This is a genomic window from Polynucleobacter sp. 35-46-11, from assembly GCF_002281105.1.
On sequence record NZ_NCFJ01000534.1, the window covers coordinates 1 to 1,680 of the forward strand.

Sequence of the window (1,680 nt, forward strand, 5' to 3'; positions counted from 1 at the left end):
TCTATTCCAATCCACCGTTACTTAACTCAGAGCCGACATGTTCGATAAGATTCTGATTGCCAATCGCGGAGAAATTGCTCTCCGTATCCAACGCGCATGCCGCGAGTTGGGAATTAAAACTGTGGTGGTCTACTCAACCGCAGATAAAGAAGCTAAATACGTGAAACTTGCAGACGAAGCAGTCTGCATTGGGCCGGCCCCGTCACCGCTGAGCTACCTCAATATGCCCGCTATCATTTCAGCAGCGGAAGTAACAGATGCTGAAGCGATTCATCCTGGCTATGGCTTTCTGTCTGAGAATGCCGACTTTGCTGAACGCGTTGAAAAATCCGGTTTTGCATTTATTGGTCCAACTGCCGCTTCAATTCGCCTGATGGGCGATAAGGTTTCAGCCAAGCGCGCCATGATCAAAGCAGGCGTTCCTTGTGTTCCTGGATCAGAAGGCGCATTGCCAGACAATCCAAAAGAAATTATTACTACGGCAAAACGTGTTGGCTATCCAGTCATCATTAAAGCTGCTGGCGGTGGTGGTGGCCGTGGTATGCGCGTAGTACATACCGAAGCCGCTCTTCTGAATGCGGTCAATATGACCAAAGAAGAGGCTGGCCGTGCTTTTGGTAACCCAGAAGTCTATATGGAGAAGTTTTTAGAAAAACCTCGCCACGTAGAGATTCAGATTTTGGCTGATACCCATGGAAATGCCATTTGGTTAGGTGAGCGTGATTGCTCGATGCAACGTCGCCATCAAAAAGTCATTGAAGAAGCTCCAGCACCTGGCATTGATCGCCGCTTAATTGCTAAGATTGGCGAACGCTGTGCAGAAGCTTGTAGAAAAATTGGTTATCGCGGTGCTGGTACTTTTGAATTCTTGTATGAAGACGGCGAATTCTTCTTCATTGAGATGAATACCCGTGTTCAAGTTGAGCATCCAGTTACTGAAATGATTACTGGCGTGGATATTGTTCAGGAACAAATTCGCATCGCCGCTGGCTTAAAACTCAGCTATCGCCAGAAAGATATCGTTTTCCGTGGTCACGCTATCGAATGCCGTCTCAATGCAGAAGATCCATTCAAGTTCACACCAAGCCCAGGAAAAATTGGTTCATTCCATATGCCAGGTGGCCCTGGCATTCGTGTTGACTCACATGCCTACAGTGGCTATGTAGTGCCATCCAATTACGATTCGATGATTGGTAAATTGATTTCTTACGGCAATACTCGCGAACAAGCGATTCGTCGTATGCAGATTGCGCTTTCTGAGATGGTGATTGATGGGATTACGACTAATGTGCCACTCCATCGCGAACTCATGCTCGATCCAAACTTTATAGAAGGCGGAACCAGCATTCACTATCTGGAGCACCGCCTAGAAGAGCAAGCCGCCAGTCGCGGCAAGCCCTAAGCCGCCGTCAAGTGATGTTGATTTGGAGTAAGCATGTCTTATCGTGAACTTGTTTTCACGGTACCTGCAGAAATTGCTGAACCTTTGGGTGATGCATTGCTGGAAGTGGGTGCACTCTCTGTCACCGTTGAAGATGATGCTGCGGGTGGCTATGATGAAAACCCGCTTTATGGAGAACCAGGACTCTCACCAGAGGTTCAAGCCTGGGATCGCTCTTCAGTCACCGCGCTGTTTAATCCTGAGTTAGACGACTCAGGAGCGGTGAATTTCATTCCTGA

General features: G+C 48.0%; 1 protein-coding gene and 1 pseudogene. Both read left to right on the plus strand.

Annotated features, from left to right (window positions below):
- Positions 1–37 precede the first annotated feature (37 nt).
- Positions 38–1,402 carry an acetyl-CoA carboxylase biotin carboxylase subunit gene (gene accC, locus B7Y67_RS17290; RefSeq protein WP_215302461.1) on the plus strand — a complete coding sequence of 455 codons (1,365 nt, stop codon included), beginning with the start codon at positions 38–40 and terminating at the stop codon, positions 1,400–1,402.
- Positions 1,403–1,435: 33 nt separating this feature from the next.
- Positions 1,436–1,680: pseudogene (locus tag B7Y67_RS17295) on the plus strand (50S ribosomal protein L11 methyltransferase); the annotation flags it as partial.

Bases quoted from the DNA above. Each gene is read 5' to 3' on its own strand.
- accC (WP_215302461.1), top strand. From the start codon at position 38: ATGTTCGATAAGATTCTGATTGCCAATCGCGGAGAAATTGCTCTCCGT.